Origin of the sequence: Olleya sp. ITB9, assembly GCF_001315805.1 — a bacterium.
GTDB classification, from domain to species: Bacteria; Bacteroidota; Bacteroidia; order Flavobacteriales; family Flavobacteriaceae; genus Olleya; species Olleya sediminilitoris.
In genome coordinates this window covers 22,303-28,717 of sequence record NZ_BCBW01000011.1, presented here as the reverse complement: position 1 = coordinate 28,717, position 6,415 = coordinate 22,303, and the positions used below count along the sequence as shown (strand labels likewise).

Sequence of the window (6,415 nt, the reverse complement as noted above, 5' to 3'; positions counted from 1 at the left end):
CAAAACGCACTCTGAATGGAAATAATAAACAAAAATGACATTAAAAAGTACTATAAAATTTTCGGATATATAAATCTAATTTTCAGCATTCTACTTGTGCTTTTTTTACCTGATATTGACTTCAAAGAACGGATAATAACCGTAATAACAATTAATGTTGGATATCATATGTTCTATTGGTTTTTTTCTAGTATTCCAAAAGACTCAACACGAATGAATAATAATTTTAATAAAATTGTCGGAACTGGAATGATAAAGCTTTTTGCGATATTTGGAATCGTTTGTTCATTCACTATAATCTACTTTTTCATTTCGAAAGCTATTTCTGAAAAGGAATATATCGGTTTGTTTGGAATATGTATTCCATTCGGGCTTTTTTTCGGAGCATATTCTTTATGGGTTGATTTGAAAAATGAATAAAAAACGTTTTACAACACCATCTATAATTAATTGTTTTGGCAAGTGATTATTTGGCTTTTCAAAATAATAGAAGTTCAGAGTTAAATATTATAAAAAAAGGTGTACACGTTAATACTATAGTCATCCAACGTATAGCAAACTCCCCTGTAACATGATATAACATTTCTACAGTTTTAAGTCCTTCTCCAACTGCATTTTCTGCTAATGAAAACGATAAACCATTAGAAAACTAGATGTTTATCATTTAAAAAAACATCAATAATGGTTAGCTAGCTAAAATGGTAACAATTATCCAACCGTATTGTTTTTTGATGATATCCATATAATTATTTAATACATCGTATTATTATTAGCAGATGTTTCTGGTATTTGCTGTATGCTATCCCAATGTTCTACAATTTTTCCATGGGTATCAAACCTGAAAAAATCCATAGTAATATATTGGTCGTTATCTGGCCAGATTTGATGGGTATGCAATGCTACCAGATCATCTTCGGCAAGTGCTCTTACAAAATTAATTGACTTTATTGGATACTCTTTTTGCATACGATTAAAATAATCAATAAATGCTTGTGGACCATCGGCAACCATTGGGTTATGCTGTATATATTTATCTCCAACATATAACTCGACTGCTTTTGTTGGATTGCCCTCGTAAGCCATTTTATAAAATGCGATAGCGTTTTTTTTATTTTGTGCTATATTCATAATTTAGATTTTAATTCGGTTAATTCTTTCTCTAGAGCCTCAGCTTTTTCTTTAAATTTTTGCATTGCTTTTTTTAGTTGACCAACTTTTTTTAATAGCTCGTCATCTTGCAGTGCTTCAAAAGATTCAATATTTTCTTTTACTTTATATTTTGCTTTAGCGCCACACTTTGGGCATGATCTAACGTCTGACATTTGTTTGATTTTTAAACAAATATCTTATAATCATGTAATATGCTAAAGATAAATATGAGTGCAAAAATGGTAAATATCGAACCTGAACTTACAAATAGTTCTTTTTAAAGTTGTTTGGCGTAAAACCTGTATGTTTTTTGAAGTATTTTACAAAGTTTGTAGATTCTTCAAAACCTAGCGAATAGGCTAATTCCGTACTTTTTATATCTGAATTTATTAGTAATCGTTTTGCTTCTAAAACAATAAATTGATCAATAAATTGCTTTGCTGTAATAGATACTGTTGCCTTACAAACGGTATTTAAATGTTTGTAAGTAATATTAAGTTTTTCAGCATAAAAATCTGCATTTCTACTGGCTTTAAAATGAAGCTCTAAAAGTGCTTTAAAATCTAAAAAGATATTAACTTGTTTAGATTGCTTTAAATGAAAAGGCTGGAATTGCTTTAAGCCTTCTAACTTGGAGAAAATGATATAACATATTGATTTATAGGTGTTTTGCTGATTTAAATCTTCTGTATGATTGTTATACTCCTCATAAAACAAATCAAAATAACGTATAATATTAGAATCTTGTGGCACTTGAATACTTGGTGAAAATAAATGCGTATTAAACAACCTTAAATATTCATTTTTTGGTGAATTATTTATCTGATTTTTTAAATAGGTTTCCGTAAATAATAAAATATAACCCTTTAATTTTTTAGTAAATTGAAAGGCATTTATTTGCCCTTTAGACAGATGGATAATGGTGTTTTTCTTTACAGGATGCCACACAAAATCTACCAATTGCTTGCTTTCTCCCTGCGTGTAAAAAACAATCATGTGAAAAGCAACCTGATGTGCTTTTTCTGGATTATGGTCTATAATTTCGGTTTTACGAGAGGCAAGACTTTCAATGGTTAAAATTTCTATACCACTATTTTTTGGTTTTTTAGAATCGAAAACAATTTGCGGTACTTTTTTTTGCATTACATTTTTGTATTAGCTTTTTCTAAAGCTTTTCTAATATGGTCACTATCCCAATGATTGTCAAAGTCTACAATACCTCTTTTAAAGTCTGCATCTAATAATTCTTCTTGTTCTTTAAGCTCCTTTCTGGCTTTAAATATATATTCCTCATCGCGTTTTGGTGCTTTTGCTAAACGTCTTAAACTTGTTTCATCATACTTAATAAAGTTTTTTACTTGTCGCTTTAAAGTATATTTTCTAAAACCTAATTTATGCAAAACATCACTAGCTAATGCCAATGAAGTATCTAAAGATTCACGATAAAAATTTTCATGACCAAGATTTAATAACTCGTAAGCATCTTCTCTGTTTTTGGTTCTAATCATGAGCTCGATGTGTGGATATTTTTCATTTACAATTTTAGTAATTGCCTTAGTTACATTTAATCTATTAGTAGCAATAATTATAATTTTAGCTTCGGCAATACCTGCAGACTCTAATAAATCTAAACGTGTAGCATCTCCATAATATACTTCAAAACCCATTTTACGAAGAAAATCTACTCGGTTTGAATCTTGATCTAAAATAGTAGCTTCTACGCCATGCGATCTTAAAAAACGACCTACCGTACTTCCAAAATTACCAAAACCAACTAAAATTATTTTTTGTGATTTTGCAATATGATCCATTGGACGTTTAATAGACTCTTTAGTACCAACTTTAGGCAGAATAAAACGCTCGTTTATAATACTAATTATTGGTGTTAAAGCCATACTTAAAGCTGTAATTACCAACAGCATATCCATTTCCTTTTGTTCTAAAATATGTAAACCGAAAGCAAAAGACAATAATACAAAAGCAAATTCTCCAACTTGTGATAAGCTAAAAGTTAATAGCAGTTTTTGGTCTAATTTTAAATTAAATACACGACCGGTAACAAATAAAACTACCGCTTTTAATATAATTATAGCAATTAAAACACCACCAATAGTAAGCGGACTTTTGGCAATAACTATAAAGTTTATTGAAGCGCCAACTGCCATAAAAAACAAACCTAATAGTAAGTTTTTAAAAGGTTCTAGAGTGCTTTCTAATTCGTGTTTAAACTCACTATTAGATAATACTACACCACCTAAAAAAGCACCTAAAGCCGGACTGATACCTACCAATTCCATAATAAATGAAATTCCAAAAACAATTAAAAATGCGGCAGCAATAAGTAATTCTCTTACATCTGTTTTTGCAACTTTTCTTAGCATTGGTACAATGACATAACGTCCTAAAGCAATAATTACTACAACCGATAGTATAATGGCTATTGTTTGAAGTACTAAAGGTAAACTTTCAATTAGACTAACAGATTCAGTATGTCCATCGGTTTGTGTTTCTGTATTAGAATTAGATAATAATGGCATTATACCAATCATGAAAATCACTATAATATCCTGAAACAATAAAATGGAAAAGGCTGAAGTTCCAAAAGTAGTTTCCATCAAACCTTTTTCTTTTATGGTTTGCATTGCAATTGCTGTAGATGATAATGCTACAGCCATAGAAATTACTAAAGCGACTTCCCAATCGTATCCTAAAAATGTAAATAATAAATAGGATAATAACATGGTACCTCCTACTTGTATTCCTCCCATACCAAGTATGGTTTTCCGCATGTTCCAGAAATTTTTAGGTTCAATTTCTAATCCAATAAGAAACAGCATCATTACCACTCCAAATTCTGCAAAATGCAATATATCTTCGCCTTCTTCTCCAATAAAACCTAAAACATAAGGTCCAATTAATACACCAGCCAATAAGTATCCAATAACCGAACTTAAACCTAATCGCTTTGCTATAGAGACACAAATAATGGCTCCAAGCAAAAACATTATAGCTTCAAAAAGTAAACTTCCTGTCATATAATTAAGAGCTTTTAAGTTGTGGTATATCGTTAATAAAAGATTTTTTCTCAAAATCGTTTATTGATAAATTGTTTTGAAGCAAATCAATTAATTTACCGTAATTAATTTTATAATCGTTTAATTTTTCATCGGAAAGATTATGTGTTCCCATTACAGCATATGGTGGAAAATATGTCATTCCGCATAAATTTGCAGTTTGCTCAAATGGTCTTAGAAATTGTTCAACAGTAAAACTATTATATCCAGCAGAACAATATACTTCTTTAGATCCTCCAGTTGTTATAGCATTTAGACAAGTTTTATTGTGTAGCGCTTTACCTTCTGGACCATAAGCCCAATTAAACTCTAACACCATATCAATCCATTGTTTCATTAATGGCGGACAACTATACCAATAAAAAGGATGATGCCATATAATTATATCATGCGATTCTAATAATTTTTGCTCTCTAGGAACATCTATATGAAAATCTGGATACTCTTCGTATAAATCATGAACAGTCACATTTTCTTTATCATTAATATGATTAATTAAAGATAAATTAGCTCTAGATTTTTCAAGTTTTGGATGCGCAAATAGAATTAGAATTTTTTTCATATTAACATTAGTGAATTATGTTTATGTTATAAAATCAAAAGAAAGTTTTATTCCGTTTATAATCATTCCTGTTCCAATAATAGCAATAATTAAACCCATGATCTTTCCTATAACAGAAATTACATTTTTACCTACAATTCTAACAATTAAATCACTTAATCTAAAAGTGAAATATGTTAGTAAACTCATAAAACCATAAATAAGAATTACTATTATAATATGGATAGTTTCTACATTGGCAACAAAATTCATTGCTGTAACAATGGTTCCAGGACCAGCTAAAATCGGAATTGCTAGAGGTGAAACAGCTATATCTTCATCTACATGAACATGTTTAAGGCTTTTTACGTTAGAACGTTTTGATTGTAACATATCAAAACCAATAAAAAATATTAGTATTCCTCCTGTAATTTTAAATGCAGGAATACTAATATTAAATAATTCGAAAATATATTTTCCTAATAACACAAAAACTGCAACGATAACAAAGGCTATAATATTTGATCGCCTGTTTATATCATGCTTTGTTTTTTTGTCTGCACCTTGTGTTAAAGATAAAAAAACCGTCATATTAGAAATCGGATTTGTTATCGCAAAAAATGCAGTAAAAACTGCTATTGAGAAAGTTATTAGGTTATCCATTAATTTGAAAATTTAATTTAGCAAGAACTTGAATATCTTTTTAACTAAAAAATTAATTTTCTATAATTTAACAATTAAATTAAACTTTTAAACCAAACTACTTGTAATCTCTAATAATGTTTGAATTTTAGCCTCATCATAAGCATCAGGATGTGCATTACTAAAGCTACCTTTATCATTATCATAATACTTGCCTGACTCATTTTTATTTGCTTCAGACATGGCTAAATCATAAAGAATATCTACACCTTTTTCTGCTGGTGACCAATGTTGTCCATAAGCTTCTTTAGCCATTTTGGTATTTAATAAAGAACCTGGATTTACAGCAATTGTGGTCATATTAGGGTGTTGTTTTGCAAAATGAAAACTCCACATGGTTAATGCCAATTTACTTTGTGCATAAGCATCGCTTGCGTTAATAGTAACAACTCCTGTAAGAATACCTTTTTTAACGGTAGATTGTGCTGCAGAACTTAAATTTACAATTCTTGTATTTGCACCTTTTTCTAAAACAGGTACAATAGACTCCGTTAAAATATAAGGAGCTATATAGTTAACAGCCATTCTAATATCTAATCCGTCCTTTGTTTTTTCCAAAGGTGTTTTAAAAATTCCGGCATTATTGATTAAAATATCTAAACTTGATACTTCATTTTTAATTTGTGCTGCTAGTTGTTTTACAGCACTTAAATCTGAAAAATCGGCAACAAATCCTTTTATATTTTCGTTGTTTGAAGCGTTTTTAATTTCGGCAATGACGCTGTCTACCTTAGCTTTGCTTCTTCCATGAACATATACTTCATGGCCTTCTTTAGCTAGTTTAAGAGCAGTAAGTTTTCCTATACCGTCTGTACTTCCTGTGATTAATATGGTTTTCATTTTTGTTACGTGATTATTGTTATAAGTAACGTCACTTTGAGTGAAATTTTTATTGATAAGTAACTTTCAAAATAGTTCTCGATACAATTTTTATTCAGAAAAAAATCTG

General features: G+C 29.6%; 8 protein-coding genes. 1 reads left to right on the top strand and 7 read right to left on the bottom strand.

The genetic code is table 11. The annotated features are described in order from the left end of the window. Positions 1-15 precede the first annotated feature (15 nt). Complete coding sequence (locus ITB9_RS02585) at positions 16-420, top strand: hypothetical protein (protein ID WP_054851008.1); 405 nt, start codon at positions 16-18, stop codon at positions 418-420. Between the two features lie 330 nt (positions 421-750). Here the strand turns inward: ITB9_RS02585 and ITB9_RS02580 are convergent, their stop codons facing one another. The 7 genes from ITB9_RS02580 to ITB9_RS02550 form a co-directional block, all read right to left on the bottom strand. Beyond that, entirely contained in the window at positions 751-1,128 is a 378-nt protein-coding gene (locus ITB9_RS02580; RefSeq protein ID WP_054851007.1) for a nuclear transport factor 2 family protein, read from the bottom strand. Then, positions 1,125-1,322 (bottom strand): hypothetical protein, encoded by a 198-nt coding sequence (locus tag ITB9_RS02575; protein WP_054851006.1) that lies wholly within the window; start codon positions 1,320-1,322, stop codon positions 1,125-1,127. The genes ITB9_RS02580 and ITB9_RS02575 overlap by 4 nt, the downstream gene beginning before the upstream one ends. Positions 1,323-1,410: 88 nt before the next feature. Continuing rightward, positions 1,411-2,292: an AraC family transcriptional regulator gene (locus tag ITB9_RS02570; RefSeq protein WP_054851005.1), complete on the bottom strand. Its 882-nt coding sequence runs from the start codon at positions 2,290-2,292 to the stop codon at positions 1,411-1,413. After that, entirely contained in the window at positions 2,292-4,184 is a 1,893-nt protein-coding gene (locus tag ITB9_RS02565) for a monovalent cation:proton antiporter-2 (CPA2) family protein (protein WP_054851011.1), read from the bottom strand. The genes ITB9_RS02570 and ITB9_RS02565 overlap by 1 nt, the downstream gene beginning before the upstream one ends. Positions 4,185-4,188: 4 nt before the next feature. Beyond that, complete coding sequence (locus tag ITB9_RS02560) at positions 4,189-4,785, bottom strand: NAD(P)H-dependent oxidoreductase (protein WP_028608079.1); 597 nt, start codon at positions 4,783-4,785, stop codon at positions 4,189-4,191. Positions 4,786-4,806: 21 nt separating this feature from the next. Continuing rightward, positions 4,807-5,427: a MarC family protein gene (locus tag ITB9_RS02555; RefSeq protein WP_054851004.1), complete on the bottom strand. Its 621-nt coding sequence runs from the start codon at positions 5,425-5,427 to the stop codon at positions 4,807-4,809. 87 nt (positions 5,428-5,514) lie between these two features. Then, positions 5,515-6,306 (bottom strand): SDR family NAD(P)-dependent oxidoreductase, encoded by a 792-nt coding sequence (locus tag ITB9_RS02550; RefSeq protein WP_054851003.1) that lies wholly within the window; start codon positions 6,304-6,306, stop codon positions 5,515-5,517. Positions 6,307-6,415: the final 109 nt, after the last annotated feature.

Excerpts from the sequence above, each read along its gene's own strand:
- ITB9_RS02585 (WP_054851008.1), top strand. The coding sequence starts at position 16 with ATGGAAATAATAAACAAAAATGACATTAAAAAGTACTATAAAATTTTC.
- ITB9_RS02580 (WP_054851007.1), bottom strand. The coding sequence starts at position 1,128 with ATGAATATAGCACAAAATAAAAAAAACGCTATCGCATTTTATAAAATG.
- ITB9_RS02575 (WP_054851006.1), bottom strand. The coding sequence starts at position 1,322 with ATGTCAGACGTTAGATCATGCCCAAAGTGTGGCGCTAAAGCAAAATAT.
- ITB9_RS02570 (WP_054851005.1), bottom strand. The coding sequence starts at position 2,292 with ATGCAAAAAAAAGTACCGCAAATTGTTTTCGATTCTAAAAAACCAAAA.
- ITB9_RS02565 (WP_054851011.1), bottom strand. The coding sequence starts at position 4,184 with ATGACAGGAAGTTTACTTTTTGAAGCTATAATGTTTTTGCTTGGAGCC.
- ITB9_RS02560 (WP_028608079.1), bottom strand. The coding sequence starts at position 4,785 with ATGAAAAAAATTCTAATTCTATTTGCGCATCCAAAACTTGAAAAATCT.
- ITB9_RS02555 (WP_054851004.1), bottom strand. The coding sequence starts at position 5,427 with ATGGATAACCTAATAACTTTCTCAATAGCAGTTTTTACTGCATTTTTT.
- ITB9_RS02550 (WP_054851003.1), bottom strand. The coding sequence starts at position 6,306 with ATGAAAACCATATTAATCACAGGAAGTACAGACGGTATAGGAAAACTT.